Origin of the sequence: Halalkalicoccus jeotgali B3 (genome assembly GCF_000196895.1) — an archaeon.
In the GTDB taxonomy this organism is placed as follows: domain Archaea; phylum Halobacteriota; class Halobacteria; order Halobacteriales; family Halalkalicoccaceae; genus Halalkalicoccus; species Halalkalicoccus jeotgali.
Window position 1 is genome coordinate 2,226,975 of sequence record NC_014297.1, and the last position, 26,140, is coordinate 2,253,114.

At 64.8% G+C, this 26,140-nt stretch carries 29 protein-coding genes and 2 tRNA genes; 18 read left to right on the forward strand and 13 right to left on the reverse strand.

What is annotated here, in order from left to right; translation table 11 throughout:
- Window positions 1–47 precede the first annotated feature (47 nt).
- Entirely contained in the window at window positions 48–581 is a 534-nt protein-coding gene (locus tag HACJB3_RS11650) for a hypothetical protein (protein ID WP_008416585.1), read from the forward strand.
- 9 nt (window positions 582–590) lie between these two features.
- Here the strand turns inward: HACJB3_RS11650 and HACJB3_RS11655 are convergent, their stop codons facing one another.
- Window positions 591–1,445 carry a hypothetical protein gene (locus tag HACJB3_RS11655; protein ID WP_008416584.1) on the reverse strand — a complete coding sequence of 285 codons (855 nt, stop codon included), beginning with the start codon at window positions 1,443–1,445 and terminating at the stop codon, window positions 591–593.
- Window positions 1,446–1,537: 92 nt separating this feature from the next.
- Here HACJB3_RS11655 and HACJB3_RS11660 point away from each other — a divergent pair, with 92 nt between their 5' ends.
- Both HACJB3_RS11660 and HACJB3_RS11665 read left to right on the forward strand, forming a co-directional pair.
- Window positions 1,538–2,227, forward strand: a complete 690-nt coding sequence (locus tag HACJB3_RS11660) for a type 1 glutamine amidotransferase domain-containing protein (protein WP_008416583.1) — start codon at window positions 1,538–1,540, stop codon at window positions 2,225–2,227.
- An 88-nt stretch (window positions 2,228–2,315) separates the two neighbouring features.
- Window positions 2,316–2,717 (forward strand): DUF5518 domain-containing protein, encoded by a 402-nt coding sequence (locus HACJB3_RS11665; RefSeq protein WP_049934581.1) that lies wholly within the window; start codon window positions 2,316–2,318, stop codon window positions 2,715–2,717.
- Window positions 2,718–3,105: 388 nt separating this feature from the next.
- On the opposite strand, the gene HACJB3_RS11670 is transcribed toward HACJB3_RS11665, so the two are convergent.
- Window positions 3,106–3,180: transfer RNA gene (locus tag HACJB3_RS11670), tRNA-Met, on the reverse strand.
- 111 nt (window positions 3,181–3,291) lie between these two features.
- Between HACJB3_RS11670 and HACJB3_RS11675 the strand changes: the two genes are divergently transcribed.
- The gene (locus HACJB3_RS11675) at window positions 3,292–3,654 is read left to right on the forward strand and encodes a methylglyoxal synthase (RefSeq protein WP_008416580.1); all 363 of its coding nucleotides are present in this window, start codon (window positions 3,292–3,294) and stop codon (window positions 3,652–3,654) included.
- On the opposite strand, the gene HACJB3_RS11680 is transcribed toward HACJB3_RS11675, so the two are convergent.
- Window positions 3,651–3,917, reverse strand: coding sequence for an HAH_0734 family protein (locus HACJB3_RS11680; protein WP_008416579.1), 267 nt, complete (start codon window positions 3,915–3,917; stop codon window positions 3,651–3,653). The genes HACJB3_RS11675 and HACJB3_RS11680 overlap by 4 nt on opposite strands.
- Before the next feature lie 81 nt (window positions 3,918–3,998).
- Here HACJB3_RS11680 and HACJB3_RS11685 point away from each other — a divergent pair, with 81 nt between their 5' ends.
- Window positions 3,999–4,415: a DUF6789 family protein gene (locus tag HACJB3_RS11685; protein ID WP_008416578.1), complete on the forward strand. Its 417-nt coding sequence runs from the start codon at window positions 3,999–4,001 to the stop codon at window positions 4,413–4,415.
- Between the two features lie 14 nt (window positions 4,416–4,429).
- On the opposite strand, the gene HACJB3_RS11690 is transcribed toward HACJB3_RS11685, so the two are convergent.
- Entirely contained in the window at window positions 4,430–6,274 is a 1,845-nt protein-coding gene (locus HACJB3_RS11690) for a cbb3-type cytochrome c oxidase subunit I (RefSeq protein WP_008416576.1), read from the reverse strand.
- A 194-nt stretch (window positions 6,275–6,468) separates the two neighbouring features.
- Between HACJB3_RS11690 and HACJB3_RS11695 the strand changes: the two genes are divergently transcribed.
- Genes HACJB3_RS11695 through HACJB3_RS11725 form a run of 7 tightly spaced genes read left to right on the forward strand, consistent with a single transcriptional unit; the run spans window position 6,469 to window position 10,073 of the window.
- Window positions 6,469–6,747: a 50S ribosomal protein L44e gene (locus HACJB3_RS11695; protein ID WP_008416575.1), complete on the forward strand. Its 279-nt coding sequence runs from the start codon at window positions 6,469–6,471 to the stop codon at window positions 6,745–6,747.
- Between the two features lie 2 nt (window positions 6,748–6,749).
- Window positions 6,750–6,923: a 30S ribosomal protein S27e gene (locus HACJB3_RS11700; RefSeq protein WP_008416573.1), complete on the forward strand. Its 174-nt coding sequence runs from the start codon at window positions 6,750–6,752 to the stop codon at window positions 6,921–6,923.
- On the forward strand, window positions 6,923–7,723 hold the full coding sequence (locus HACJB3_RS11705) for a translation initiation factor IF-2 subunit alpha (RefSeq protein ID WP_008416572.1): 801 nt from the start codon (window positions 6,923–6,925) through the stop codon (window positions 7,721–7,723). The genes HACJB3_RS11700 and HACJB3_RS11705 overlap by 1 nt, the downstream gene beginning before the upstream one ends.
- 2 nt (window positions 7,724–7,725) lie before the next feature.
- Entirely contained in the window at window positions 7,726–7,908 is a 183-nt protein-coding gene (locus HACJB3_RS11710) for an RNA-protein complex protein Nop10 (protein WP_008416570.1), read from the forward strand.
- A 4-nt stretch (window positions 7,909–7,912) separates the two neighbouring features.
- A complete protein-coding gene (locus tag HACJB3_RS11715) occupies window positions 7,913–8,665 on the forward strand; it encodes a proteasome assembly chaperone family protein (protein ID WP_008416569.1) in 753 nt (250 codons plus the stop codon).
- 57 nt (window positions 8,666–8,722) lie between these two features.
- Window positions 8,723–9,343, forward strand: a complete 621-nt coding sequence (locus HACJB3_RS11720; RefSeq protein WP_008416567.1) for a J domain-containing protein — start codon at window positions 8,723–8,725, stop codon at window positions 9,341–9,343.
- A gap of 25 nt (window positions 9,344–9,368) precedes the next feature.
- Window positions 9,369–10,073, forward strand: a complete 705-nt coding sequence (locus HACJB3_RS11725; protein WP_049934438.1) for a metallophosphoesterase — start codon at window positions 9,369–9,371, stop codon at window positions 10,071–10,073.
- A 43-nt stretch (window positions 10,074–10,116) separates the two neighbouring features.
- Here HACJB3_RS11725 and HACJB3_RS11730 read toward each other — a convergent pair whose 3' ends face one another.
- Window positions 10,117–11,361 carry an NAD(P)/FAD-dependent oxidoreductase gene (locus tag HACJB3_RS11730; protein WP_008416564.1) on the reverse strand — a complete coding sequence of 415 codons (1,245 nt, stop codon included), beginning with the start codon at window positions 11,359–11,361 and terminating at the stop codon, window positions 10,117–10,119.
- An 87-nt stretch (window positions 11,362–11,448) separates the two neighbouring features.
- On the opposite strand from HACJB3_RS11730, the gene HACJB3_RS11735 reads away from it, so the two are divergent.
- The 3 genes from HACJB3_RS11735 to HACJB3_RS11745 all read left to right on the forward strand — a co-directional run bounded on the left by HACJB3_RS11735 (window position 11,449) and on the right by HACJB3_RS11745 (window position 14,180).
- Window positions 11,449–12,645 carry a threonine synthase gene (locus HACJB3_RS11735; RefSeq protein WP_008416563.1) on the forward strand — a complete coding sequence of 399 codons (1,197 nt, stop codon included), beginning with the start codon at window positions 11,449–11,451 and terminating at the stop codon, window positions 12,643–12,645.
- Between the two features lie 150 nt (window positions 12,646–12,795).
- A complete protein-coding gene (locus tag HACJB3_RS11740) occupies window positions 12,796–13,491 on the forward strand; it encodes a TMEM165/GDT1 family protein (protein ID WP_008416562.1) in 696 nt (231 codons plus the stop codon).
- A 41-nt stretch (window positions 13,492–13,532) separates the two neighbouring features.
- Complete coding sequence (locus HACJB3_RS11745) at window positions 13,533–14,180, forward strand: LysE family translocator (protein WP_008416560.1); 648 nt, start codon at window positions 13,533–13,535, stop codon at window positions 14,178–14,180.
- On the opposite strand, the gene HACJB3_RS11750 is transcribed toward HACJB3_RS11745, so the two are convergent.
- Window positions 14,172–14,864, reverse strand: coding sequence for an HD domain-containing protein (locus tag HACJB3_RS11750; RefSeq protein ID WP_008416559.1), 693 nt, complete (start codon window positions 14,862–14,864; stop codon window positions 14,172–14,174). The two genes, HACJB3_RS11745 and HACJB3_RS11750, sit on opposite strands and share 9 nt — an antisense overlap.
- 151 nt (window positions 14,865–15,015) lie before the next feature.
- Between HACJB3_RS11750 and HACJB3_RS11755 the strand changes: the two genes are divergently transcribed.
- From HACJB3_RS11755 to HACJB3_RS11765, 3 genes are all read left to right on the forward strand, one after another.
- Window positions 15,016–15,783 carry an alanyl-tRNA editing protein gene (locus HACJB3_RS11755; protein ID WP_008416557.1) on the forward strand — a complete coding sequence of 256 codons (768 nt, stop codon included), beginning with the start codon at window positions 15,016–15,018 and terminating at the stop codon, window positions 15,781–15,783.
- A gap of 30 nt (window positions 15,784–15,813) precedes the next feature.
- Window positions 15,814–16,566: a ribonuclease H-like domain-containing protein gene (locus HACJB3_RS11760; protein ID WP_008416555.1), complete on the forward strand. Its 753-nt coding sequence runs from the start codon at window positions 15,814–15,816 to the stop codon at window positions 16,564–16,566.
- Window positions 16,567–16,819: 253 nt separating this feature from the next.
- Window positions 16,820–18,154 carry a polysaccharide deacetylase family protein gene (locus tag HACJB3_RS11765; RefSeq protein ID WP_008416553.1) on the forward strand — a complete coding sequence of 445 codons (1,335 nt, stop codon included), beginning with the start codon at window positions 16,820–16,822 and terminating at the stop codon, window positions 18,152–18,154.
- Window positions 18,155–18,196: 42 nt separating this feature from the next.
- On the opposite strand, the gene HACJB3_RS11770 is transcribed toward HACJB3_RS11765, so the two are convergent.
- From HACJB3_RS11770 to HACJB3_RS11800, 7 genes are all read right to left on the reverse strand, one after another.
- Window positions 18,197–18,269: transfer RNA gene (locus HACJB3_RS11770), tRNA-Gln, on the reverse strand.
- A 163-nt stretch (window positions 18,270–18,432) separates the two neighbouring features.
- Window positions 18,433–18,867, reverse strand: a complete 435-nt coding sequence (locus HACJB3_RS11775; RefSeq protein ID WP_049934583.1) for a metal-dependent transcriptional regulator — start codon at window positions 18,865–18,867, stop codon at window positions 18,433–18,435.
- 109 nt (window positions 18,868–18,976) lie between these two features.
- The gene (locus HACJB3_RS11780) at window positions 18,977–19,477 is read right to left on the reverse strand and encodes a hypothetical protein (RefSeq protein WP_008416549.1); all 501 of its coding nucleotides are present in this window, start codon (window positions 19,475–19,477) and stop codon (window positions 18,977–18,979) included.
- 50 nt (window positions 19,478–19,527) lie between these two features.
- Entirely contained in the window at window positions 19,528–20,742 is a 1,215-nt protein-coding gene (gene sufD / locus HACJB3_RS11785) for a Fe-S cluster assembly protein SufD (protein WP_008416548.1), read from the reverse strand.
- Window positions 20,739–22,157 carry a Fe-S cluster assembly protein SufB gene (gene sufB, locus HACJB3_RS11790; protein WP_013199513.1) on the reverse strand — a complete coding sequence of 473 codons (1,419 nt, stop codon included), beginning with the start codon at window positions 22,155–22,157 and terminating at the stop codon, window positions 20,739–20,741. The genes sufD and sufB overlap by 4 nt, the downstream gene beginning before the upstream one ends.
- A gap of 34 nt (window positions 22,158–22,191) precedes the next feature.
- Window positions 22,192–23,115: an ABC transporter ATP-binding protein gene (locus tag HACJB3_RS11795; protein WP_008415635.1), complete on the reverse strand. Its 924-nt coding sequence runs from the start codon at window positions 23,113–23,115 to the stop codon at window positions 22,192–22,194.
- 112 nt (window positions 23,116–23,227) lie between these two features.
- The gene (locus HACJB3_RS11800; RefSeq protein ID WP_008415633.1) at window positions 23,228–25,912 is read right to left on the reverse strand and encodes a DNA-directed DNA polymerase; all 2,685 of its coding nucleotides are present in this window, start codon (window positions 25,910–25,912) and stop codon (window positions 23,228–23,230) included.
- Window positions 25,913–26,140: the final 228 nt, after the last annotated feature.

The window sequence follows — 26,140 nt, forward strand, 5'->3', positions numbered from 1 at the left end:
GCCGACCCGACCCAACGCTTTAGTCAGCCGGTCGCGTGCCGGCGACAATGCGGCGTATCTATGAGTCCGATGCCCTCCAGCGCGACGAGGGTGGGTTCACCCCGTCCGAGCGCCGGCACACCGACCCACAGGCGATGCGGTCGGTCGACGGGACCGCGCTGAGCCGACTGCTCGTCCCCGACTGGCTTCGCCACCGCGCGATCTCGATCACGGTGGCGACGCCCCGGACCGAGTACGCCCGGGGCGAGGCCGTTCCCTTCCGGGTGACGATGCGAAACACGATGCCGTTCCCGATCACCCTCCGGACGCGGTCGCCGCGGGTCTGGACGTGGAGCGTCGACGGGGCGAGGGACGCCACGCGGGTTTCGGTTCGCGATCCGCCCGCCGAATCGGGGGAGTTTCGCTTCGCCCGCGGCGAGCGAAAGCGCTTCGAGAAACGCTGGGAGCAGGCGTTTCGCGTTTCGAAGACCGAGTGGGAACGGGCCGATCCCGGGGAGGTCACGATCGGTGCGGGACTCAACGTCGAACACGCGACGGCGAAGGGGCTGTACGACGAGGTGACGGTTCGTCTCACCGAGTGAGACGGCCGGTCAGGGCCGAACGCCCCTCCCAGATACCGGCGTGGCCTGCTCGGGGGAGAACTCCAAAAGCGGGCCACACGCCTCACAGCCGAGCGCGAGCACCTCGTGGGTCCGACAGCAGGACTCGACGGTCCCCTCGCTCAGGACGATCTCGCCCGAACACCGCGGGCACGTCGGGTGAAACGACCGCAGCGAGCGGAGGATCCCCAGGCGCTGGTCGAGTGGAACCCGTTCCCAGCGACCCGTCAGATCGCACAACGCGCCGTCGGCGAGGGCGTCGGCCACCAGCGCGGCCTCGGAGGGCCACTTGCGGACCCGCCGGTCGGTCTCGACGGCGGGGTACTCCCGGTCGAGGACCGCCACCGCACCGGGATCGACGTCGAGCAGGCGCGCGATCGCGTCACGGTCGGTCGGATCCCCGTGGTCGGGCCGCTGGCGCTCGATCAGCCGGGAGAACCCCTCGGTCAGCCGGAGGTCGTCCCCGCGTTCGTCCGGTTCGATCGCCCCCGCACGGAGGAGGAACCGTTCGGGGTCGACGGCTTCTCGGTCGCGGCGACCGTCGCCCTCGGCCGTCCGGTCGTCGGGCCGTCGCTCTTCGATCGGATGGGTGTCGAAGCGGGCGAGGACGCACTCGGGCAGGTAGCGCTCCGTGAGGCGGGGCGTGCCGGGGACGAGGTAGCCACGGAGCGAGATCGAGAGCACCGAAGCGAGGAGCGTGACGGCGGCAAGGGGCACCGAGACGAGCGCCACCACCGCGCTCGCGAGGAGTGCGATGGCAGCGTTGAGAACGGTACACGGAACACAGCGGTTTCGTCCGGTGTGCGCCGGCTGTCGCACTCGGTCGAGAAACGACGGGTCGGTCATGTCCCAACCAGGAGACTGGCGCTCAAAACGATGGCGTCGAAAAGCCCGTCGGTCGTCACGTAGTTTATCGGGCTTGGTCCCCAAATCCGGGCATGGCACGCGCACTGTTCGTCGTCAGCGAGGAGGGCTATTGGGGAGAGGAGTGTATCGAGCCGTTGACGACGCTGTCGGACGCCGGCGTCGAGATCACGGTCGCGACCCCGAGCGGGTCGCCGCCGGTGATCGACGAGACCTCGCTGGACCCCGAGACGGTCGGCGAGGACACCGCCGAGTGGGTCCGAGAAGTCCACGAGACCGACGAGCGACTGAACGACCCCGAAGCGCTCGCGGCCGTCGAGGCCGCCGGGTTCGACGCCGTCGTCTTCCCCGGCGGACACGGCACCGTCTGGGACGTCAATCAGGACCGCGACGCCCGTCGGATCCTCGCCGAAACCGTCGAAGCCGGCCGAAAGGCACTCGTGGTCTGTCACGCGGTGGGCATCCTCGCCTTTACGCGCGAATCGGACGGGTCGTTCCTCGTCGAGGACCGGGACGTCACCGGCTTCCCCAACGAATGGGAAGCGGATACCGTCGAGGAACACGACGTCATGCCCGATGGCCGGAAACTCCCCTACTGGGTCGAAGAGGAAGTGGTCGCGGCCGGCGGGAACTGGAACGCCGAACTCGACGCCGACACGAGCGTCACCGTCGACGGCGACCTGCTGACCGCCCGCGGCCCCGACTCGTCCGCCGAGGCCGCCCGAACCCTGCTCGGGGAACTGGGAATCGAACGCCCGGCCTGAGCCGGCGAGTCCCGAGCCTCCTGTCAGAACCGCAGTACAGGATCGAGCAAGCGTCTAGTTCATGATCTTCCGTGACGTACTCCTTGTTATGGCAATCGACATGAAAGCGGTGGTGTACGGCTTCATCGTGAGCCTGCTCATCGGGTTGATCGGGGGAGCGGTAGTTCCGGGCACGGGCATGACGGTACCGGTCATGGGCTGGGGGCTCGCGGGTATCGTCGCCGGTCTGGTCGCCGGCTACGTCGCCGGCGGAACCGTGGGTAACGGGGCGGTTCACGGCGGCCTGGCGACAGTCATCGGCGCGCTGGTCCTGCTGGTCGCGGTCGCGTTCGTCGAGACCCTCTTCGGGGGGCTAGTCCCGGCGTTCGGCCTGCTGACCGTCGGCGTGACGCTGCTGGTGATCTATGCGATCCCGGGCGCGATCGGCGGGGCCATCGGCTCGTGGAGCAAGAACCGCCGGGCCACGCGCCAGGCCCGTCCGGCGGCCTGATACCGCGAACCGAGCGCAACTACGGCGTGATCGCCACGACGAACGGTTTTTCAAGGAATGTAGGATGGCAAGCCGTCGGTTTATTCTCGCCCAGTCCCCACTCGCCCCATGGACAAAGACGAGCGGGGTAAGGTCGTCTTCGCGCTCATCGCGGTTCTGGTAGTGCTAGTCTTCGGGTACGTCGTGCTTCGAGCCGTGATGGGCGCGTAGCCCCCGAGTCGAGGCTTCCGGTTGGTGCGTTGGATTCGGAAAACGTAGCGAAAGGGCGATTCGAACCCACTCGTTTCGTTCACAGTCGCTCACCCCCTGTTTCGGATCGACTACGTGCTCTACTTGTGGCGCTCGTGACGCTCGTCGCTTCGCTCCTCGGTATCGTCACGAGAAAGCATAGCGGGAGGTAGATTTGAACTACCGATCTGCGGGTTATGAGCCCGCCGGAATCTCCTGGCTATCCCATCCCGCTACCAGTTCATACCGGCGTGCCGTAGTTAAGGGTTGTGATTCAGAAATCGCACGGCGGCGACGCGATAGCCCCGGGGTAAACACCTTTGAAGCCGGCGCACGCAGGGGGTGTATGACTCGACTCGCGCTGATCGCCCACGACGAAAAGAAAGCCGACTTGATCGATTTCGTCCGCGAACACGAAACGCGCCTCGGAGAGTGTTCCCTCGTCGGCACGGGGACCACGGGAAAGCGCATCACCGAGGAGACGAGCCTGACCGTCGAGCGCATGGCCTCGGGCCCGCTCGGCGGGGACATGATGATCGGTGCGGAGGTCGCAAAGGAGGCGCTGGACGGCGTGATCTTCCTTCGCGATCCGCTCCGCGCACAGCCACACGAACCCGACATCACCGCACTGCTGCGGATCTGTGACGTTCACGACACGCCGCTTGCGACGAACCTCGCAAGCGCGGCGTATCTGATCGAGGGCGTCTAAGCGGAGGGTTTGCCGCGCTTTTGAACGATGTCGACGGCCTCGGCGTCGATGGTCTCGACGTCGAGGAAGTGGGGGACGTAGTTTCGCTTCTCGAAGTCCATTCGTTCGTCCTCGGTGCCGATGACACACCACAGCTGGGGACGCTCGGGACCGTGCCAGTCGCCGTTTCGCGTGACCGAAAACAGCACCATCTCCCGGTCGTCGTAGTCGATGATCCCGTCCTTCCGGACGCCGGGATCCCCGTGGATGATCAGGCGTTTCACGGCTGCGGGTTCGACGGATGGACGATTAAGCGCTTCGGATGATCGACAACGCTTTCCTTTCGACCGTGGTAGCCCCGGCAAATGAATCGGTACCTGCGTGCGATCAGTGCCGGCGTCGCCGCGACGACCGTGATGATGCTCGTGTTTCTGTTCAGTCAGGTACAGACCCGCTCGCAACTCGGCGCTCCGGAGGCGATCGCCCGGTTCGTCGGGATGCCCGAGCACCACGTCGTGGGCTTCGTCGTCTTCTCCGCGATCGGGATCCTCGTCTGGCCGGTCGTCTTCGTTCTGCTCAGAGAGCGGGTCGTCGGCCGGCGCGGGCCGCGGGATCCGACCGTCCAGGGGATGGCCTTCGGCGGGATCCTCTGGATCGCCTTTCTGATCCTCGGGACGGGTGAACTGACCTGGCCGTTCGTCATCCTCTATCTGTTTTTCACCCTCACGGGGCATCTCGTCTACGGGTTCGTACTCGGATACGTCTACGAACGACTGACCTGAAGAGTCGCCTACGTCTACGCCTCCGTCTCGGGGGTGTCTCGGGGTTTTTCCGTCGCCTGAGCCTGTTCGAGCCGGTTTTCGAACCACTCCCACTCCTTGGTGAACTGGCCGTACTTCTTCAGTCCCCAGACGTCGGCGTCCATCACGATCCGGCCCGAGCGATAGGACTGGACCATGTTGTACAACCAGATCACCTGCCCGAACGCGATCAGTAGCGCTCCGAGCGAGGCGACGACCTGTATCGGGACGAACTCGGCGGGGTAGGTGGCAGAACGCCGTGGCAGCCCGAGCATCCCCAGTACCAGCATGCCGAACGACAACAGGTTGACCCCGATAAAGGAAAACCAGAAGTGGGCAGCCCCGAGCGTCCGATTGTACATCCGCCGACTCATCAGCGGGAACCAGTAGTAGACCGCCGCGAAGACGGCAAACGGGATGGTGCCGGTGATGATGAAGTGGAAATGACCCACGACGTAGTAGGTGCCGTGGTACAGGAGGTCGACCGGGATCGACCCGAGGAACACCCCTGTCACGCCGCCGAAGATGAGCGTCGAGACGGCACCGATACAAAAGAGCATCGGCGCCTCCAGTCTGATATCCCCGGTCCACAGCGTGGTCGTCCAGTTGAAGACCTTCACCGCGCTCGGCACCGCGATGGCGATGGTGATCGCCATGAACGACGCGCGGATCCGCGGGTCGATGCCCGTCGTGAACATGTGGTGGGCCCACACGCCGAAGGATAGTACCCCGATGGCCATCGTCGAGTAGACGACGAACTTATACCCGAAGAGCTTGCGGCCCGCGAACTTCGGGAGGACGAGGCTGATCAACCCGAAGGGGGGCAAGACGAGGATGTAGACCTCGGGGTGGCCGAAAAACCAAAAGAGATGCTGAAAGAGGAGGTATCCCCCGTGTTCGACGGCGAAAAACGAGGTTCCGATGTTGCGATCCAGTAGCAACATCAGCAGGGTCGCACCCAAAAGCGGGAAGGCAAAGAGGATCAGTCCGGCCTGAACGAGCAGCGTCCACGAGAAGATGTCGAGTCGCTCCCAGCCGACGTCGGGCGAGCGCTCGACGAAGACCGTCGCGATGATGTTGATCGCCCCCAGCGTGGTCCCGATCCCCGAGAGATGTAACCCCAAAAGCGCCATATCGATCTGCGGGTTGACCGTCTGGACCGACAGGGGCGGGTAGAACGTCCAGGCCACGTCGACGGGCGAGAAGCCGAGAAACAGCGAGGCCATCGCGGGGACGACCGGCCCGAGGACCGTCGCCATCGCGTCGCTGATGATGCCGAATCGGATCAGAACGGCAGACGGCGGCAGTACCCAGAAGGCGATGGCGTTGATCCGGGGGTAGGCCATATCGTCGGCCCCGATCAGAAGTGGGAGGAAGTAGTTCGCCAGCCCGAATAGGATCGGCGTCGCGAAGAGAAACAGCATCGTAATCGCGTGGGTAGTAAAGAGTTCGTTGTACGTCTGGATCCCGAAGACCTCCGCTTCGGGCGTCAGCAGCTCGGTCCGGGCCATCATCGCGTCGGTGCCACCCCACAGGAACATGAACGCCCCAAAGGTGAGATAGAGGATGCCGATGTCGCGGTGGTCAACGGTCGTCAGCCAGCGGATCAGGCCGGTGGGTTTCGAGGTGTCAAAGCCGTAGCCGGTCGCAAAGCCGCCGTCAGACCGTGTACGCGAAGACGCCGAACCCTCGGCCGTGTCGTCGGTTCGCTCGCCGCCGTCGGTCACGAGGTCGCCGGCGGCGGGTGGGTCCGACGACCGGTGCAGTCGGTGGGCGAGCCCGCCACAGAGTACGAGTAGGACGACACCCAGCAGTGTCCCCCCGAGGAGTTCAGCGTACATGACAGAGACCTCCCGATCCGGTTCCCGAAGCACTGACGGTCGCGATCGTCGTCGAGTCGTGTGGTTTCGGGGTTCGAATCCGGTACCGGTTCACGCTTCGGAGTCGGGCTGGTAGCCACATCAACCTTTGCAGGCGGCGTCGAGGGGCAACCAAACGGGTTTTAAGCCACCACCCCCAACCCGTCGACAAGGCCATGGAGATTCCACGTCGATTCAACACGTACTGTCCGTACTGTAACGAACACCACGAACACGAACTGGAGAAAACGAGGACCGGGCGGCAGACCGGCATGAAGTGGATCGACCGCCAGCGCGAGCGCCAGAGCGGTATCGGCAATGACGGCAAGTTCTCGAAGGTCCCCAGCGGCGGGAAACCGACGAGCAAGACCGACTTCAAGTACCGCTGTGGCGAGTGTGGCAAAGCCCATCTGCGGGAGGGATGGCGAGCCGGTCGCGTTGACTTCCAGGAGTAAGTATGGCAGGAAACTTCTATTCCGTCGAGTGTCCGGACTGCGAGAACGAACAGATCGTCTTCGATAAGGCGTCCTCCGAGGTCGCGTGTGCAGTTTGTGGGCACACGCTCGCGCGACCGGCCGGCGGGAAGGCCGAGATCGACGGCGAGGTCACGGAAACCGTCGAGGCACGATAATGAACTACAGCGGCTGGCCCACACCCGGCGAACTCGTCGTCGGCAAGATCGAGGAGATCGAGGACTTCGGCGTCTTCGTCGATTTGCTCGAGTACGAGGACAAACAGGGGCTGATCCATATCTCCGAGGTTGCGTCGGGCTGGATCAAGAACGTTCGCGATCACGTCCGCGTCGGCCAGACCGTCGTCTGTAAGGTCCTCGAGGTTGATAAGGGCTCCCAGCAGATCGACCTCTCGTATAAGGACGTCAACGAACACCAGCGAAAGGACACGATCCAGCGCTGGAAGAACGACCAGAAGGCCGACAACTGGATGACGATCGCCTTCGGCGAGGACGTCGACGACGAGACCTACACGACGGTCGCCAACGAGCTCATCGAGGTCCACGGCGGGCTCTACGAGGGGTTCGAGCAGGCCGCGATCCACGGCCCCGAGGCGCTTTCCGAGACCGACCTCGGCGACGAGCAGGTCGATGCGATCGTCGAGACCGCCCGCGAGAACGTCTCGGTGCCCTACGTCACCGTGACGGGCTACGTCGATCTGATCTGCTCGACCGAGGCGGGCGTCGACGCCGTCAAAGAGGCCCTACAGGCCGCCGAAGGCAACGGGGAAGTGAGCGAGGAGATCGACCTCGAGGTCACCTACGTCGGCGCACCCGAATACCGGATCCGGGTCCAGGCGCCCAACTACAAGACCGCGGAGTCAGCACTCGAAGCCAGTGCCGAACGCGCGAACGCCGCGATCGGCGAGTTCGGTGGCAGCGGCGAGTTCCACCGCGAGCGACGAACCGACGACGAGTAAGCGTGAAATCGGACATCCGAGTCTGTCGCGAGTGGCGCGAGCGCCACGAACGCCCGGTGTACACCCTTTCGACGAGCTGTCCCGACTGTGGAGCCGAGGCGGTCAACAGCGCCCCGGCGCCCTTTTCGCCCGAGGACCGCTATGGCGAGTACCGACGCGCACTTAAGCGCCGAGAGCGCGAGTAACCGTATGAACGACGTAGAGGTCGAGGTCCTCGCAGAACCGGAACTCGACGACCCCGTCCTGGTCGAAGGACTGCCGGGCGTCGGCCACGTCGGGACGCTCGTCGCCGAACACCTGATCGAGGAGGGCGAGAGCGAACTCCTCAGACGGATCTACTCGGAGCACCTGCCCCCGCAGGTGACCGTCTCGGAGACGGGGTTGGCCGAGCTCGTCGCCGTGGAGTGTCACCACGTCGCCATCGGGGACCGAGACCTGCTGGTCGTGACCGGCGACCAACAGGCCGCAAGCGGCGTCGGTCACTACCGGATCGCCGAAGCAGTCCTCGATATCGCCGGGGAGGTCGGCGTCGGGAGCGTCCTGGCGCTCGGCGGGGTTCCAACGGGCGAACTCGTCGAAGAACACGCCGTTCTCGGGGCTGCATCGAGCGAGACGCTGATCGAAACGCTCGAAGACGTGGGCGTGGAGTTCCGCGAGAACGAACCCGAGGGTGGGATCGTCGGGATCAGCGGGCTGCTCGTGGGACTGGGCGGCCAGCGCGGGCTGACGGCGGCCTGCCTGATGGGCGAAACCAGCGGTTACCTCGTCGATCCCAAGAGCGCACAGGCGCTGTTGGGCGTGCTCCAGACACACCTCGATTTCGAGGTCGACCTGACCGAACTCGAAGAGCGTGCCGACGAGATGGAGGACGTCGTCGCCCGGATGCAGGAGATCGAGGACCAGAACGTCCCGACGGAGGACGACCTGCGCTACATCGGCTGACCGGGCGGTCGATCCGCTCTACGAAGCTTCTTTGCGATCGGATCCCTACCGGGTGGTGTGCAGTCGGAGTTCGTGTGGTTCCTCCCGTGGTGGCTCGTCGTCGGCGTCCTGGTCGGGCTCGCCATCGGACTCGTGATCGCCGGGGTGTTCGCCGTCGGCGCCCGTCTGTTTCCCGACCGACGACGCGAGCCGATCGCGAGTGGGGAACACAGGAAACACGCGGAGATCCGGCGTTACCTCCGGGCCATCGACGAACCCTTCGTCGAGAACGGCGAGATCGCGGGGGAGGTCATCGAGTTCTACCTCCCCGAGCGCGACGTGGCGATCACCTTCGACGCGCGGGCCTTTTTCCGGATCGAAGCGACCGACACCCACGGCGTGCTCGTCGAACACGAGATGCCGGGCATCCACCTCGGGCGCCGACTCCCCTTCGAGACGCCGGCGTTGACCGCCGGGGTCGGGACCGACGAGGCCGCGATGGCCGCCTTCGCCACCCTCGGCCTACCGACCGACGCGAACGAGGCCCAAATCAAGGCCGCCTATCGCGAGAAGGTAAAGCGCGTCCACCCGGATCAGGGCGGGGATCGCGAGTCCTTCGAGCGGGTGCGGACGGCCTACGCCACCGCCCGCAGCCACGTCGCCGACGAAGAGGAGAGCGCCGAGGCGCTCGCAACCTGATCTCGGGCGGGAAGCCGACAGGCTCATGCGTGGGGCGACGAACTCCCCGCCAGTGTTCGAGGACTGTCTGTTCCGGGACCGCGCCGCCTACTTTCCCGACGAGCGCACCCTCGTGCTCGCGGACGTCCACCTCGGTCGGGATCGGGCCTCGAACGTCGAGTTCTCGCTCGGCGAGCGCGAGGACGTCCTCTCGCGACTCGACGCGCTGCTCTCACGGTTCGACCCCCGCGAGGTCGTCGTCGCGGGCGATCTGCTCCACGGGTTCGATTCGGTCCCCCACGGGGTCGAACGGAGCCTCCGGGCGTTCGAACGGCACATCGAGGACGGGGGCGCACGCCTCGTCGTGACCCGCGGCAACCACGATCCGATGCTCGATTCGGTTCTAGAGGGGGTCGTCGCCGACTACTCGATCGGGGCCTCCCTCGCCTGTCACGGCCACGAACGGCCCGACCCCGCCGCGGGCTACGTCCACGGGCACATCCACCCCGCGATCACCATCGAGGGACGAAAGCGCCCCTGCTATCTCCGGGGTCCGGCGGCCGACGGCGGCGAGGTGCTCGTCCTGCCGGCCTTCACGCGGCTGGCCGGGGGCGTCGACGTCGCCCGCGCTGGGTCGTTTCGCTCGCCGTTGCTCGGGGAGCCTGATACCTATCGGCCGGTCGTCCTCGACGAGGACGTAGACGAGACCCTCGCGTTCCCGCCGCTGTCGGCGCTCCGATCGCATCTCTGAGGAGGAGGGGCCTCGATCACGCTGGCCGCGTCTCGGGACCCGGTCACGCCGAATCCTCGAGGACCGCCTCGGCGGCGACCCGGCCGCTCTCGATCGCACCCTGGATCGAGGACCACTGCGTGGACTCGCCTGCGAGATAGACCGGTCCCTCGGGGTCGCGGACGTCGGGTAGGTCCCTGTAGAAGCCCGGCGGCTGGGCGAACTGCGAGAAGGGGAGCCGGTCGGTGTGTAACAGCGAGAGCGAATCGACCGAGCGTTCGGGGAACCACGAGGCGAGCGCCTCGCGGGTACGCGCTGTGAGATCCTCGTCGGATCCGTCGGGTTCGCCGAGAAACGTCGCGCTCAGGAGCGTTTCATCCTCGGGTGCGTACTCCGGGGCGACCGCGGTGTGGGGAACGACGTGGTTTGGCGCGTCGTCGGCGACGTTGAGTAGCAGGCGCTTCCCGCAGTCGAGGGGTTCGGAGAGCGAATACCACTGGGTGAGACAGCCCCGGGCCTCGGTCGGGATCGAGTCGACGCCCGTCAGCTCCCGGGCGCGTTTCGGATCGGTCGCGACGACGACGGCGTCGGCCGAAACTGACTCGCCACCACGCGAGACGGTCGTCCCATCGATGGAGTCGACCTCGCTGTCGGTTTCGATCGTCGCGCCCGCCCCGCGTGCCGCGTCGGCCAGTTGCTCGGGGATCTCCCCCATCCCCGCGGCGGGGACGGCGATCCGCCCGCGCGAGAGCATCGCGAAGGTATAGGCGAAGGTGGCGGCCGAACTCGACAGCGCCCGATCGAGCGTGATCCCACCGTAGAAGGGCGCGGCGAAGTGCTCGATGAAGTCCTCGGAAAAGCCCCGTTCGAGCAGCGCCGCTCGGATGGTCTGGTCCCCGCCCGAAAAGAGCTCCTCGGGGTCGACGTTCGAGAGCCGTCGACGGAGCGCGAGCGTCCGGAGTTTATCGCCCAGCGTTACCTCCCGATTGAGCGCCGACTCGGCGAGCAAGCCGGGGTCCCGAAGCGGGTCCGAGAGCACCGAGCGCCGTCCGGGCCGGGCGAGACACGCCCCGGGCGTGAAATAGCGCAGGTCGAGCGCGTCGTAGTCGAGTTCGCGTTTTGCGGCGGGGTAGGCGGTAAAGAGGACCTGAAAGCCCCGATCGAACGTATAGCCGCCCTCGTGGCGCGAGCGCACCCGCCCGCCGACCGCGGGTTCGCGCTCGAACAGCGTTACGTCAGCCCCTTCGCGTGCGAGGTGGCGAGCACAGACCAGTCCCGCGAGCCCGCCGCCGACGACCACGACGTCCATGGCCGGGGGTTCGGCGGCGGGCTACTAAGTCCCTGCTACCGCCCGATCACAGAGCAAGCCCTTTGTCTCCGGCCGGCAAGCCCCGGTATGGAGACGACCGCGGCGTTCGTCGGCCTCTCGTGTATCGACTGTGGCGAGCGGTTCGACCCGGACGCCAATCGCTGTCCGGCGTGTGGTGGAATCCTCGATCCCGCCTACGACTACGGGGTGATCGACCTCACGCGGGAGGAACTCGCCGAGCGCCCCTTCGACTCGATGTGGCGCTACGAGGAACTGTTGCCCTTCCCCCGCGAATCGGCGATCACGATCGAGGAGGGCGCGACGCCGCTTGTCGAGTGCGAAAAGCTCGCCGCGGAGATGGGTGTCGGCCGGGTGCTGATCAAGGACGAGGGACGGAACCCGACGGGGAGTTTCAAGGACCGCGGCCAGACGGTGGCGATGACCGCCGCCGCCCAGCAGGGCGCGAGCGACGTCGCGCTCGCCTCGGCGGGCAACGCCGGGCAGGCCGCCGCCGCCTACGCCGGCCGGGCCGACATCGACGCACACGTCTTTCTCCCCTCGCGAGCGGGCTTTACGAACAAAGCGATGGTGAACGTTCACGGCGGCGATATGACCGTCGTCGGCGGGCGGATCGGCGACGCGGGAGCGGCTTACGCCGACGCGATGGCCGAGGAGGGCGAGAGCGAGGGGTGGCACTCTGTCGGGACGTTCGTCACGCCCTATCGTCATGAGGGAAAGAAGACGATGGCCTACGAGACGATCGAGCAACTGGACTGGGAAGTACCCGACGCGGTCGTCTACCCGACCGGCGGCGGGGTCGGGCTCGTGGGGATGCACAAGGCCGCGACGGAACTGCGCGAACTGGGCCTGATCGACGAGCTGCCCGCGATGTACGCCGCCCAGTCGAGCGGCTGTGCACCGATCGTCGAGGCATTCGAGGCCGGCAAGGACCGCCACGAGCCCGTCGAGCATCCCGACACGATCTGTGGCGGGATCGAGATCCCCGATCCCGGCGCGAGCCCGTGGATCCTCGAGTGCCTGCGTGAATCGGGCGGCGGCGCGGTCGCGACCGACGACGAGGAGATCCTCGAAAGCGCGATCGGGGTCGCGAAAGGCGAGGGCGTCGAGATGGGTGCGACCTGCGCGGCCGCGGCAAGCGGCGCGTGGAAACTCGCCGACGAGGGCGAGTTCGGTGCCGACGACACCGTTGTCCTGCTCAACACCGCAACCTCGAACAAGGACAGCGACGTGTTGCGAAGCCACCTGATGGGAAAAGGGATCTGAATTACGGGAGTCGGTATCGTATCGCGATTAGCTGGAACAGATATATGCTTTAGCCTCGTCTAACGCGAGTCGATCGATGGCCCTCCGAACGATCGCTCGGTTCGAACACCACACGGACTCGGAGTCGAGACCCCAACGCGGGGAAAAAGCGTGAGCGGCTGGGTCGAGGTTGCGGCAGTCGCGTTCGTCACCCAGTTGGCCGTGTTGCCCGGCGAGAAGGTCCAGTTCATCATCGCCGGCCTCTCGACGCGCTACAGCCCGTGGACCGTCGTCGGCGCCGCCGGGCTGGCGTTTGCGGGCTGGACGGCCCTCGAGATCCTCTTCGGTCGGGCACTGCAGACAGTTCTCTCCCCGACGGCGCTGACCGCGCTGACCGGCGGGTTGTTCCTCCTGTTCGCGGCGTTGCTCTACCGGTCGATGCCCGCGGCCGACGGGGAACGAACCGACGGGGGGCATACGATACTCACACCGGACCTCGACGCGCCGACCGTGTTCGGGCACGACCTCTCGGACTCCTTCGGCGGGTTCGTCCCGATCTTCCTGCTGATGGCGAGCGGCGAGTTCGGCGATAAGACCCAGCTCGTCACGATCGGGCTGGCGGCCGAGTACGGCGCGACGAGCGCCATCTGGGTCGGCGAGATGCTTGCGATCATCCCGGTGAGCCTCGCCAACGCCTTCTTCTTCCACAAGTTCTCCCGCCGCATCGACCTCCGAAAGGCCCACCTGCTGGGGGCGGTCCTGTTTGCCCTCTTCGCGCTCGACTCGTTCCTCTCGGTCCTGACGGGCGTCTCCGTCTGGGAGGCGGTCGTGGGGACCGTCTCGACCCTCGTCGGGAGCGTTCTCTGAGGGTACGGTGGAGTTTTGTCGATTCGCCCGAAACGGCCGGCGTGACCGGCACTCTCGGCGCGATACTGGCCGGCATCCTGCTCGGACTCTCGCTTGCGGCCCCGCCGGGGCCGATGAACGCGATCATCGCCGAGGAGAGCGTCCTCCGGGGATGGGATGCGGGCTTCCGGGCGGGACTGGGTGCGATGAGTGCCGACGCCTGCTTTTTCGTCGTCGCGCTCGCGGGCGTCACCGCCGTGATACGGGAGGCCGAGGCGGTGCGCGCGGGGATGATGGCGGTCGGCGGGTTGCTCATGCTCTACTTCGCGCTCGACGCCGCGAAAAGCACGGGCGAGTCGGTCGTCGGTACGGATCGGGACCCGAACTCGACGGGGTTTCGCCGGACGTTCGCACTCGCGTTGACCAACCCCTATCAGGTCCTCTGGTGGCTCACCGTCGGTGTGACGCTGCTCGATCCGGGCACGCTTGCGGTTCCGGTTCTCGACGAGGTGCACGTCGCGACCGGGAGCGCGGCCATCGTCGTCGGTTTCTTCGTGGGGATCGGACTGTGGATTACGGCGTTCCCGCTGGTGCTCACGCGGGCGGACCGACGGATCGACGGGTTCACACCGGCGATAGCCGCGACGAGCGCACTCGTTCTGGCCGGGTTCGGGCTGCTCTTCCTGTATCGGGCGCTTTTCTTACTCTAGGGAGTCGGGATCGCACTCCATTTCGGGGACCTCCATCTCGAGCCACTCGCGAAACCACCGCACGCGCTTGAGACGCTCGTGGGCGATGCTACCGCCGGTATCGCTCTCGATACGCTCGCAGGCGTCCGCCCCACGCTCGTAGACCCGCTCGACCATCGTCGCGGCGTCCATGTGGGTGCGTGCCTCATAGCCCATCCGCAGTATCATGAGGACTGTCCCGTTCGCGCCGACCTTATCGAGCAGATCGGCCTCGAGGAGACACTGACTTTCGAGCGAGAGGTCCGCCAGATCGCCCGAATGCGTGTGGGCTGTGATCGCCCGGCAGACCCGGTCGATGAACGAACTGGGGAAAGACCCCCGGGAGGACAGATACTCGCGGGCGACGCGGGCGCCCTCCTCGGCGTGGATCTCCTGGTCGGCGTCGAGTTTGGCGACATCGTGAAAGAGCGCGGCGACCCGGACGACGTCGACATCGGCACCCTCCTCTCGGGCGATCGTCTCGGCGATCGAGAGGACGTTCAGCGTGTGGTTGAACCGGTACTCCGCGGAGTGCCACGGATACCAGCGCATTCGTCCGCCCTCGTCTTCGTTTTTCACACTCGCGTCGAGATACTCGTAGACAAAGCGCTTCATCGACTCGAAATCCGCCTCCGAGACGGGCGTCTCTTTTATTTCAACGCCCATAGAAACACCTCGAAAGGACCGTGCGATCGTTCATTGTTATCTACAAAAACGCGTGTTTTACTCTTTAGCGTTACGACGGCCATGGGAGCGCTCGGGAGGTCACGCGAGCGACGACACGAGCGTTTATTCCCGACCGACCAGTACCGACGTCATGACCGATCCGCTGTACCTCGGCGATCCGACGGTTCGGGAGTTCGAAGCGCGCGTCGAGCGCGTCATCGACGACGGCGACGCGGCGCGGGTCGTCCTCGACGCCACCCATTTCTACCCCGAGGGCGGCGGCCAACCCGCCGATCGCGGGGCGCTCTCGGGAAGCGAGAACTGGCCCGTCCGCGACGTCCGAAAGACCGACGAGATCTACCACACCGTCGAGGGCGAGGGCCCAACAGTCGGCGAGCGCGTGGTCGGGGAGATCGACCGAGAGCACCGGGCCGCACATATGCAGTATCACACCGCTCAGCACCTGCTGTCGGCGGTCCTCCTCGAGGAGTACGACGCACCTACGACCGGCAATCAGCTCTACGCCGACCACGCCCGCCTCGATTGTGCGTACGAGCGCTTTACCGACGAGGATCTCGACGCGCTCGAAACCCGAATGAACGAACTGGTCGGGGCGGCCATGGACGTGCGGTGGTACACGCTCGGTCGCGAACGTGCGCAGACGGAACTCGACCCCGAACGCACCCGTCTCGACCTCCTGCCCGAGAGCATCACCGAGATTCGGATCGTCGAGATCGGCGACGGGATCGGTTCGACCCCGAACGGGGAGCCGAGCGGCCCGTCGACGGTCTTTGATCGAGTGGCGTGTGCGGGAACGCACGTCTCGAACACCGCGGAAATCGGGCGCGTTGAGGTAACGGGCCGTCGGACGCAGGGTTCGGACGAGGAGCGCGTCGAATTCGTCCTCGTAGACGAATAGGTTATCCTTCCGGACCACCGACTACGCGTCGTGCGCGTAGAGAACTGTTTCATCGCCGCAGACGGCGTGGGCGAGCGAACCGAGCGGAAACTCTGGGAGGCCGGCCTCACTGATTGGGACGCGTTCTCGGCGGCGGGGACGATGCCCGTCGGAGACGCCCGCAGCGACGCCATCGAGTCGTTCATCGACGAGGCACGGGACGAACTCGACCGACGAAACGCCGCCTTCTTCGCCGAGCGGCTCCCCTCGGCGAGCCACTGGCGTTTCTACGAGAACTTCCGACCCGACGCCTGTTTCTTCGACATCGAGACGACCGGCCTCAGCAAGGACCGCGATCGGGTAACGACCGCGAGTTTCCATCGCGGCGGCGAGACCGAGACGCTGGTGGCGGGCGAGGACCTCACCGGCGGGGCGATCGAGCGCGAACTCGACTCGGCGGACCTGCTCGTCAGCTTCAACGGCGCGCGCTTCGACGTGCCCTTCCTCGAGACCGCCTTCGACCTCTCGATCGAGACGCCCCACCTCGATCTGATGTATCCCTGCCGGAAGGCGGGGCTGACGGGCGGGCTGAAGGCGGTCGAGCGCGAGTTGGGGATCGAGCGCGAGGAAGACGGCGTCGACGGCCGCGAGGCGGTCAGATTGTGGCACGCCTACGAGCGCGGCGACGAGGCCGCCCTCGAGAAGTTGATCAGGTACAACCGCGACGACACCCGCAACCTCGCGACCCTCGCCGATCGGGTCGCCTCCCGGCTCGACGGGGACGTCTTCGGGGCATTTCGGTGACGGACCGCCCGTTCTGTCGCCGGGTCGAATGGGGAGATAGAGAGACGGTCGAAGCGACGCCGGCCTCGTTAGCGACCGCATAACTCACCCGAACCCACCGCCAACGTCAAGAGAGACCCCGAAGACGCTCGCATCGATGGATCCGATTGATGGCCGCTTGGAGGAACACCCCCGCTTCGATCCGGCCGAAGGAGGGGATAATCTGTCATATAGGGGACTAGTAACGATATAGGTGACGTGACTCCTATCATACATGAACGGGAGTCAAAAGCCCTTGACCAAGCGGGCCTTCCTGTCGACGGTCGGTGCGGCGTGTCTCACAGGCTGTCTCGGGGCTGGCGAAACGCGGTCGGATCCGAACGAAACCACGAACGAAGGAAACCGGACCGACGGAAACGAGACGGACCCCGAGTCACAACCGGAGTCCGAACCCGAACCGGAGCCCGAATCCGAGGAACCCACCCTGTTTCTCGACGGCGATCCCCGCGAGGAGTTCTGGGATCGCGGGGAGTGTTGGCAGGACTGTGAGTCCACGGACGAGTGGGACCTGCTCTCGGGGTCGCTCGAAACGTCGACGGAGCACGTCTATCGTGACTCTCGGTCGGTCCGCTTGACGAGTGCCGACGACGGCGAGAGCGCCGTCCGGATCCCACTCGAAGGATACGACCTCACCGAAACGTCGTTCTCGCTCGCGATGTACATCGAGTCGCCCGGCGATCACTACTCGCCGTCGTTCGACGTCAACGCTCCGGAGTGCGACCGAGAGCTTCACTTCCGGACCCGACACAAGATCGACGAACCGGGCTGGATCCGCTACGATCTGGGGATCAACCATACGTCAAGCCTCGAATCCACAGAGGAGGCCTATATGACGATCTCGTGGGCCGGCGAGGACGTCGAGTGGTACCTCGACGACATCCGAGCGGTGCCCGTCACCGAGGAACCCCGCCTGTTCGTTCAGTTCGACGATTCCCTGCGTTCGACCCACGACACCGCGTTCCCGATCATGCGCGAGTACGACATCCCGGCGACGGTCTTTACGATCACCGGGCGGATCGGTAACACAGGGAGTCTCACTCTCGATCAGATGACCGAGATGCAGGAGGCGGGCTGGGAGTTCGCGAGCCATACTCACACCCACCAACGGACCGGCGAACTCCCCCTCGACGAACAGCGAGCCGAACTCGAGGAGGCAAAGCGATGGCTACTCGAACACGGGTTCGGGGAGTCGGCCTCGCTGCTCGCCTATCCCTTCGGTTCGTTTACCACCGACACGATGGACATCGCCGCCGACTACTACGACTTCGCGACCCACGGTCAGCGCGGTGCGACGAACCGAACAATCAACTCCCCGCTGTCGGTCAATCGCCATCCCGGCGACGACGCCGGACGGTCGATGGAACTGATCGACATCCTCCTCGACGAACGCCTGCCGACCGACACGCTCGTGCTGTACTACCACGACGTCGTCGAGAACCACGAGACCTACATCGACCCGACGGGGTTCGCGGCGACGATGGCCTACATCGACGCCCAGGACGTCGATTGCCGTCTGACGACCGAACTCCGCGACTACCAGTTCGACTGACCATCGTAAAAATCGCGACCTACCGGGTCGCTCGCCACAGGATAGTCCCGGGCGGATTCGAACCGCCGTCAATGGCTCCAAAGGCCATTATGATTGGCCACTACACCACGGGACTGCGCGCACGCTTTCGTTCGTTTAGTTCCCTGAGGATCGCAGTTCTTTGGAACTGCTCACCACCACGGGACATCGTCGGTAGTCCGTGTATACCGCATCGCAGCGGGACATCACGGGACACCTCGCCGTACCTTCCCTCGGCGAGCACTTGAACGCTTCGAGAGTCAATCCGCCGGTTCCTCGAGACAAAACTCGAGATACTCACAGGCGTCGCTCTCGGGATCGAAACAATCGGGACAGTCCGACCGGCGGTCGATGATCGTATCCAATCGATCCCCGACGGTTTCGTCGATGACGCTCTCGAGTTCGCGGGCCTCCGTGCGGAACTCCTCGACCTCGAGGACGTTCGCGAGGAACCGTTCGATGATGCAGTAGGTCTGGAGTGCGTTTCGTGCCCGGACGATCCCCTCGTCGGTCAACGAGGCCCCCTTGTACTTTTCGTGGTCGACCAGGCCCCGGTCGGCGAGTTTGCCGATCATCTCGTTGACGCTCGCGGGACTGACCTCCAGCCGATCGGCGAGCGCACCGGTCGCGGCCGGCCCGTTCTCCGCACGCTGTACGACGTAGATCGCTTTGAGATACTGATCGGCCGTGTTCACGGCGACCACCTCGTGCGATCGCTGTGAGCAACGAACAGCGTTGTGAGTGTGTTCATGCGAGCCACCTCCGGTGGCCGACCGACAGCGACCAGCGATGTTGTCTGTGGGTTCATTCGCGTTCCTCCATGATCTCGGTGACCTCCCGAACGCCCTCCTCTTCCTCGGCTCGAATCCCCCGAAGCGTGTCCAGGAGGTCCTCGCGCTCGACCCCGAACTCCGCGTCGCTTCCCTCGATCGCCCCGATGAGGTCGTCATAGAACTTGTAGGCGGTCTCCTCGCTGTGGAGTTGGTCGTAGAGGATACCGTCGAAATCGTCGGGTTTGGTCTGGCCGTACTGGCCGTCGACCAGCGCCTCGATCTCCTCGAAAGCGACGCTCTCGGCGTCGAGATCCGCAATCAGTTCTTCGAGTCGTTTCCGGTGATCGGCCGATTCCTCGGCGGCGTGTTCGAGCAGATCCTCGATATCGTCGTCGAGTTCGGTCCGCTCGTCTGCCGACAACGACTGGTGGTGGTGATAGGCGCGGGCCTCGACGACCTCCTCGAGGACGATCCCGATCTGGAGCAACCGTGCGAGCTGGCGGTCCGAGCCGACCCGGGTCGCGAGACTCACGGCACCTCACCACGCGGTTCCAAAACGATACGGCCGATGGACATATCCCCCTATCGGAGCCGCTCTTTGATACGTCCTTCGAGGTCCTCACGCAGCTCGTCGACTTCGATCTCGTCGAGAACGGGCACGAAAAAGCCCTCGACGAGCATGTTCCTCGCCGACTGGGGGTCGACACCGCGCGAGATCATGTAGAACAGGTCTTCCTTGTCGACCTGTCCGACGGTCGCCGAGTGGCTCGCCTCGGTGTCGTGGTTGTTGATGATGAGCTTCGGGGAGGCGTCGGCCTCGCTCTCGTCGCTCAACATGAGCGTGTTCTCACGCTGGTAGGAGTTGGTGTCCCAGGCCTCGCTGCCGACGTCCTGGACACCCTCGTAGACCGAGCGCGAGCGATCGTCGAGCACGCCGCGGGTCACGAGGTCGGCGGTGGTGTGCTCCGCACGATGCCACACACGCGAGTTGATGTCGAAGTGCTGGTCGTCGTGGCCGAAGAAGGCCCCGACGATCTTCGTCTCCGATCCCTCGCCCGAAAGCGTGGTCTCGACGCCCGACTTCGTCAGCCGCGAGCCGAGGTTGCCCTCGATCCAGCTGATCGTCGAGTACTGGTCGGTGACGCCGTGCTTGAGCGTGTAGTTGTACGTCTCCTCGTCGAGGTCCTGCAGGCTGCCGTACTGGACGTGGCTGTTTTCGCCCGCCGCGATCTCGACGATGCCGCTGTAGTAGCGACCCTCCTCGCTCTCGACCGACTCGCCGGTCGACTGGCGCTCCAGAATGGTGACCGAACTCGACTGCTCGGTCACGACGAGCGTGTAGTTGAACAGCGACCCGGAGTTCATCGTCGTCCGGATCGTCACGTCCTCGGCGTCGACGTTGCGCGGGACGTAAACCACCGTCCCCGTGGTGAACAGGGCAGTCGACAGCGCCGTCAGGTAGTTCTCCTCCGGGTCGATGATCGAGCCGAAGTGCTCGCGAACGAGGTCCTCGTGCTCGCGTGCGGCCTCCGCAAAGGGCAGTACCTCGACGTCATCGGGACCGACTTGGTCCTTCTCCTCGGCCGCGTCGAGGGGATCGACCAGCGCCTCGAAGTCGAGGTCTTCGAGGTTCGTCCATCGCCGCCCCGGCGTCTGGATGACGCTGGGGAGCTCAAGCGAGTCGAGCGCCTCCAGCGCCTCCAACCGAGCGTCGAGGAGCCACTCGGGCTCGTCGAGCTTCTCGGAGATCTTCTCTACCGTTTCCTCCGAGATGTCCGCGTGCTGGATGGCGCTCATCCGAGCGATCCCTCCATTTCGAGTTCGATCAGACGATTCAGTTCGACGGCGTACTCGATCGGGAGTTCCTCGGTGATGGGCTCGATGAAGCCGCTGACGATCATCTGTTTCGCGTCGTCGTCGTCCAGCCCCCGCGACTGGAGGTAGAAGACGTCCTCGTCCCCGATCTTCCCCACCGTCGCCTCGTGAGCCACGTCGACCTTCGACTCGTTGATCTCCATGTACGGCATCGTGTCCGAGACGGACTCGTTGTCGAACATCAACGCGTCACACTCCACGCTCGTCGACGAATCGTGCGCCCCGTCGGCGATGTGGACCAACCCTCTATAATTGGTCCGGCCACCGTCTTTCGAGATCGATTTCGATTCGATCGTGGAGTTGGTGTTGGGCGCGTTGTGATAGACCTTCGCCCCAGTGTCGATGTCCTGGCCCTCGCCCGCAAACGCAATCGAGATGTGGTTCGCGCTCGCCCCGCGACCCTTGAGAATGGTGCAGGGATAGAGCATCGTGGCTTTCGAGCCCATCGAGCCCGAGACCCACTCCATCCGGCCGCCCTTCTCGGCGAGCGCGCGTTTCGTATTGAGGTTGAAGGTGTTTTTCGACCAGTTCTGCACGGTGCTGTATTGGACGTGGGCGTCCTCGCCGACGAACACTTCCACCCCCCCGGAGTGCAGGTTGTGCGTGCCGTATTTCGGCGCGCTACAGCCTTCGATGTAGTGGACTTCGCTGCCCTTTTCGGCGACGATGAGGGTGTGTTCGAACTGGCCCATCCCCTCCGAGTTCATGCGGAAGTAGGCCTGAACGGGCATTTCGACGGTGACGTCCTCGGGAACGTAGACGAAGCTCCCGCCGGACCAGACCGCACCGTGGAGGGCGGCGAACTTGTTGTCGCTTGGGGGAACGCAGCGGGTCATGAAGTACTCCTTCACGATGTCGGGGTGTTCCTGGACGGCCTCGTCCATGTTCATGAAGACGACGCCCTTCTCCTCCCACTGTTCTTGCATGTTCTGGTAGACGACCTCGCTTTCGTACTGGGCGCCCACCCCGGAGAGCGATTCGCGCTCGGCCTCGGGGATGCCGAGTTTCTCGAAGGTATCCTTGATGTCTTCGGGGACGTCCTCCCAGGAGTCGACGCTCCCGCGGGCTTCGACGTCGGGGCGGATGTAGGGGATGATCTCCTCGACGTCGAGCTGGGTGAGGTCGGGCTGGCCGGGCCAGTCGGTGGGAAGGGGCATGTTCTGGTAGTGTTCGAGCGCTCTAAGGCGGCGATCGAGCATCCAGTCGGGTTCGTCCTTGTCCTCGCTGATGAGGCGAACGACCTCTTCGGTCAGGCCCTTCTCCGAGCGGAACGCCGAGCGCTCCTCGTTGCGGTGATCGAAGCGCTCCTGGTTCTTGGTGAGTTCTTCTGAGCTCATTGGTTGATATGTATGGTAGTAGTCGTCGCGCGGTTCAGGCCGTCTGGTAGACTTCCTCGCGGACCCAGTCGTAACCCTTGTCCTCGAGCTTCTTCGCGAGCTCCGCGTCGCCGCTCATGGCGATCTCGCCGTCGAGCATGATGTGGACGCGATCAGGCTCGACGTAGTCGAGGATCCGCTGGTAGTGGGTGATCTGGAGGATCCCGGTGCCCTGCTCGTCGCGCAGCGCGTTGATCCCCTTCGAGACGTCCTGCAGACGGTCGATGTCGAGCCCCGAGTCGATCTCGTCGAGCACGGCGATCGAGGGCTCCAGAAGCGCGGCCTGCAGCACCTCGTTCTGTTTCTTCTCCCCGCCCGAGAAGCCCGCGTTCAGGTAGCGTCGGGCGAACTTCTCGTCCATGTCGAGCATCTCCATCTTTTCCGAGAGGAGCTGCTGGAACTCCGCGACACCGATCTCGCCGTCGTCGGCAGGCCCCTCCATCGGGCTGGTGTCGTAGCCGGTGTCCTCGGATTCGGTGCGTTCCGGTTCTTCGCGTTCCTCGTCCTCGAACAGTTCCTCGCGCTCGTCGAACTTCGCGTTGACGGCCGTCCGCAGGAAGTTCGACATCGTTACGCCCTCGATCTCCGCGGGGTACTGGAAGGCGAGGAACACGCCAAGTGCGGCGCGCTCGTTAGGCTCGAGTTCGAGCAGGTCCCACGTACGCTTGTCCTCGGGGATCTCGAAGTCCTCGCCGAAATCACCCTCTTCGAGGTGGATCAGCACCTCGCCGTCGGTGACCTCGTAGGCCGGGTGGCCCGCGATGACCTTCGCGGTGGTGGACTTCCCGCTGCCGTTGGGGCCCATCAGCGCGTGGATCTCGCCGGTCTTGACCTCGAGGTCAACACCGTTGAGGATCTTCTCGGCCTCGTCGTCGTCCGCCACTTCCGCGTGTAGGTTTTTCAGTTCAAGTGTTGCCATAGTGGCTCCTCAATCGGTTGAACGAAGGGTCGTGGCGTCCATAATGCTTTCGTCTTCCCCCGAATCGGTTTTCGAAACGAGAACTTTCCTTCGCCGATCTGTAAGTCGGGGACTACATGAAACTGCCCAGTCCCGTCTGCTGTTGACCCGATTTCACCTCGTCCCACGAGATATCGAGTGCTTCGAGCACGCGCGATATCGGGCCTTTGAGCGTCTTCTCGAGCATCTTCTCCCAGTCGACCTCGAACTCCTCGGGGAGTTGGTCCTCGTATTCGAAACAGATCACGTCCGGGTCGCGCTTGAACTCCGCGTAGAGGCGATCGCGCTGTGGGTCCAGGCCCCGCTCGTTCTCCATACGGCGGAAGAACTTCGGATGGACCTTCCTCAGATAGAGGCGTTTGGGTTTGCTCCCGCGTGTGAAGTTAGTCCCAAGCAGTAAGTTCGCGTACTTCGCGCCGCGGACCTGTGCGGTGTCGGTGTCGTAGTTGTCGAGGCGCTTGCCGATCCCGCCCGGGACAGCGATCCGGTCGAGGTCGATCTCGCCCTCCTGGAAGTCGGTAACGACGTCGTGGACGTAGCTCTTTACCTCCTCGAGGTCCTCCCCGAGGACGATCATCTCGATGACGTCCTTTTGGACCTCCTTCGTGATGGGCGCGATGTCCGAGCGCTTGTACTCGAAGCCCGTGATATCGATGTCGTCGACGTCCTTTCCCTCCTTCCAGATGATGTGGCCGGCATAGCGCTTTTTCCGACCGGCCTGGAAGAACCGTCTGTAGAGCTTCTCGAACTCGATCTGGAAGCGGTGGTCTTCGGCGTCGAGGACCTCGCTCGCGAACTCGTCGTACGAACCGTTGATGTGTTTCTCGATCTCGAAGGACTGCTCGATCGCGCTCTGTCTATCGACGCCGGCCCCGAGTTCGAGCATGACCGAGTCGGTGTCCCCGTAGGTGACCTGATAGCCCAGTTCGTTTGCGGACTCCTCGGTGAACTCGATGACGTCCCGTCCCGTGGCGGTCACCGCCCCGGCGACGTCCTTATCGTAGAGTCGGAAGCGCTCCCAGCCGAGCACCCCGTACAGCGAGTTCATGATGACCTTTACCGCCCCTTGCTGGCGGTCGAAGCGCTCGTACTCGCCGCTTCCGGGCGAGTGTTCGGCTCGCCGAGATTTCTTGCGATCGCGTTCGGTCAGCAGTTCGTCGACCATCGACCGGATGATGCCATCCGGTTGCCGTTTGAACTCCATCCCGTTGGGCGCGCGATAGGTCTCGCCCTCGTAGTCGGGTTCGGCCTTCGTCTCGGGCGAGGCGTTGATCGTCACCATACACATCGGGTACAGCGATTTGAGGTCCAGTACGGTGACGTTCTCCTTCACGCCGGTGATGGGGTCGAACACCGCCCCGCCTTCGTACTCCTCGCTGTCGACACGACCCTTCGAGGGCAGGGCGAACTCGCCGTGGACCTTATGCAGCACGTACATGTCGACAGTGTCGCCGGGGGTCGGTGCGTCCTCGAGCTTGCAGCCGACGAACGTGCGCACCTCGTCCCAGAAGGGGATGATCCCTTGACGGGCGTCGATCTCCACACAGAGTTCGACGTCCCTGACGTTGTATTCGAGCAGGCGTTCGGGGTCCTGTTCCCAGAGGTCGCCGATGTCACCCGCATACCGCTCCTTGCCGACGCCGAGTTCGGTTTCGGCGACGGCGTCGAGTCGGTAGGAGTCGAGCTCGGTGAACTGCGTGCGCTTGTACGCATAGAGCAGGTCGAAGACGACCCGGCCCTTGATGTTGGGCCCCTGCCAGTCCGAGCGCCAGACCTCGTTGACTCTCGAGAGACGCTCCATCGAGAGGTCGTAGTCGGTCGCCGGATCGAGACGGTCGAGGCGGTCGATCAGGTACGGGGCGTCGAAGTCGTCGACGTTCCAGCCCGTCAGCACGTCGGGGTCGGTCTCGGTGATGTAGGAGAGATACGCATCGAGCATCGCCTCCTCGCTCTCGAAGGCGTGGATCTCGATCTCGACGTCCTCGCTGATCGGGGCGTAGTCGGGGAGGTCGGCGGGGGAGGTTCCGTCGCCAGCGGGTGCGACGTACAGCCAGCCGATGTATTCCTCGCGCGTCGAGTCGTGGCTGGTCAGACAGACGATCGGCTCTTCGCCCTCCTCGGGGAAGCCCGACCGGTCGTCGACCTCGATGTCGAAGTTGTGGACCCGGAGGTCCGCTTCCGCCTCGACGGGCTCGATCTCCTCGTGGTGCACTCGAACGGAGCCGTCGTCGTCGCGGCGGTCGGGTACGCGGATCCCACTGTTGATGCCCTTGTCGATCAGCAGGCGGTTCGGAAAGAGGATGTCGGCCTCGTAGTGGTCGAAACGATCGCGCATGTTCCCGACGTCCCGGGGGGTTTGGCCGAAGATCCTCGTGAGCTTCTCGCCCCGGATCGACTCGTAGCCCTCCTCGGTGCCCGTGATCCGACTGTCGCTCAGGTCCTCGTCGGTCAGGCTCGCGCTCGGCGCGTAGAAGTAGGGTCGGAACTCGTAAATTCGGACGTGATGGGCCTCGCCGGCGTCGTCCCGACCGAAGACGTGGACGACGGGGTACTCGCCGTCGGCTCCCTCCTCGACGGTGTAGTTGACCTGTGTGACCCCGAGATCGACCGTCTCCTCGACGGGCGGGAATCGTCGCTCGTCGATGTCGACGACCTCACCCGTCGTATCGCCGTTCCCGGCGACGGCGCGCGCCTCCGCGGCCGGACGCCCCTCGCTCTCGTCGGCGTCCGCATACGCGGAGAGTCCCGATTGCTCCATATGTCCGCTCGTTGGATGCGGCAGGCTAAAACGTCGGTGGTTCGCCCGAGTGTCCCCGCCGTCGGGAACGCCTCGAAAGCGAGATTAATCCGAGGATGACCGTCACATCGAACGAAGCGAAATCGAGGGGCGAACGGGCCTGAAACCACCATTCGTCCGTGCGAAGCCCGGATCGACCGACTACCCTGGCAACTGGTGACGGAGCAACAAGACATATATCGTGTTAAC

What these genes read in the sequence shown, in the direction of transcription:
- HACJB3_RS11650 (WP_008416585.1), top strand. Translation starts at nt 48, where the DNA reads ATGCGGCGTATCTATGAGTCCGATGCCCTCCAGCGCGACGAGGGTGGG.
- HACJB3_RS11655 (WP_008416584.1), bottom strand. Translation starts at nt 1,445, where the DNA reads ATGACCGACCCGTCGTTTCTCGACCGAGTGCGACAGCCGGCGCACACC.
- HACJB3_RS11660 (WP_008416583.1), top strand. Translation starts at nt 1,538, where the DNA reads ATGGCACGCGCACTGTTCGTCGTCAGCGAGGAGGGCTATTGGGGAGAG.
- HACJB3_RS11665 (WP_049934581.1), top strand. Translation starts at nt 2,316, where the DNA reads ATGGCAATCGACATGAAAGCGGTGGTGTACGGCTTCATCGTGAGCCTG.
- HACJB3_RS11675 (WP_008416580.1), top strand. Translation starts at nt 3,292, where the DNA reads ATGACTCGACTCGCGCTGATCGCCCACGACGAAAAGAAAGCCGACTTG.
- HACJB3_RS11685 (WP_008416578.1), top strand. Translation starts at nt 3,999, where the DNA reads ATGAATCGGTACCTGCGTGCGATCAGTGCCGGCGTCGCCGCGACGACC.
- HACJB3_RS11690 (WP_008416576.1), bottom strand. Translation starts at nt 6,274, where the DNA reads ATGTACGCTGAACTCCTCGGGGGGACACTGCTGGGTGTCGTCCTACTC.
- HACJB3_RS11695 (WP_008416575.1), top strand. Translation starts at nt 6,469, where the DNA reads ATGGAGATTCCACGTCGATTCAACACGTACTGTCCGTACTGTAACGAA.
- HACJB3_RS11700 (WP_008416573.1), top strand. Translation starts at nt 6,750, where the DNA reads ATGGCAGGAAACTTCTATTCCGTCGAGTGTCCGGACTGCGAGAACGAA.
- HACJB3_RS11705 (WP_008416572.1), top strand. Translation starts at nt 6,923, where the DNA reads ATGAACTACAGCGGCTGGCCCACACCCGGCGAACTCGTCGTCGGCAAG.
- HACJB3_RS11715 (WP_008416569.1), top strand. Translation starts at nt 7,913, where the DNA reads ATGAACGACGTAGAGGTCGAGGTCCTCGCAGAACCGGAACTCGACGAC.
- HACJB3_RS11725 (WP_049934438.1), top strand. Translation starts at nt 9,369, where the DNA reads ATGCGTGGGGCGACGAACTCCCCGCCAGTGTTCGAGGACTGTCTGTTC.
- HACJB3_RS11730 (WP_008416564.1), bottom strand. Translation starts at nt 11,361, where the DNA reads ATGGACGTCGTGGTCGTCGGCGGCGGGCTCGCGGGACTGGTCTGTGCT.
- HACJB3_RS11735 (WP_008416563.1), top strand. Translation starts at nt 11,449, where the DNA reads ATGGAGACGACCGCGGCGTTCGTCGGCCTCTCGTGTATCGACTGTGGC.
- HACJB3_RS11750 (WP_008416559.1), bottom strand. Translation starts at nt 14,864, where the DNA reads ATGGGCGTTGAAATAAAAGAGACGCCCGTCTCGGAGGCGGATTTCGAG.
- HACJB3_RS11755 (WP_008416557.1), top strand. Translation starts at nt 15,016, where the DNA reads ATGACCGATCCGCTGTACCTCGGCGATCCGACGGTTCGGGAGTTCGAA.
- HACJB3_RS11765 (WP_008416553.1), top strand. Translation starts at nt 16,820, where the DNA reads ATGAACGGGAGTCAAAAGCCCTTGACCAAGCGGGCCTTCCTGTCGACG.
- sufD (WP_008416548.1), bottom strand. Translation starts at nt 20,742, where the DNA reads ATGAGCGCCATCCAGCACGCGGACATCTCGGAGGAAACGGTAGAGAAG.
- sufB (WP_013199513.1), bottom strand. Translation starts at nt 22,157, where the DNA reads ATGAGCTCAGAAGAACTCACCAAGAACCAGGAGCGCTTCGATCACCGC.
- HACJB3_RS11795 (WP_008415635.1), bottom strand. Translation starts at nt 23,115, where the DNA reads ATGGCAACACTTGAACTGAAAAACCTACACGCGGAAGTGGCGGACGAC.
- HACJB3_RS11800 (WP_008415633.1), bottom strand. Translation starts at nt 25,912, where the DNA reads ATGGAGCAATCGGGACTCTCCGCGTATGCGGACGCCGACGAGAGCGAG.